This is a genomic window from Vibrio sp. 10N.222.55.C6 (assembly GCF_041473395.1).
Taxonomy (GTDB): Bacteria; Pseudomonadota; Gammaproteobacteria; order Enterobacterales; family Vibrionaceae; genus Vibrio; species Vibrio crassostreae_C.
Window position 1 is genome coordinate 1 of record NZ_JBFRSD010000966.1, and the last position, 300, is coordinate 300.

Annotated in this window: 1 protein-coding gene; it reads left to right on the forward strand. The window is 33.3% G+C overall.

The annotated features are described in order from the left end of the window. Window positions 1-300, forward strand: a 300-nt coding sequence (locus tag AB4486_RS27090) for a hypothetical protein (protein ID WP_372119872.1), incomplete at both ends; no start/stop codon positions are given.

Below are 300 nucleotides of genomic sequence, written 5' to 3' on the forward strand. Positions count from 1 at the left end.
ATTTAGTTTTTTGCACGTTATCTAAAATAACTTACATTCCTCTCAACAATACATTTCCTGTTGAAAAAATTGCCTCGATTATTCGTACGAGCGGATGCAGTACTTTATTAGTCGATGAAGAAAGCATTGACTTACTAGAGTCTCTATTACCTTTGTGTGATAGGAAGCTGAAAATTATTCGTTCATATGATTTAGCGATAGATATCCATGAGGATAAGATTTTCAAAATAGGTTCTAGGCGTAGTGATCTTACTTCAGGTTGCAATGAACAAAAGTTTGATAATTTGCAGAGTTCTTATG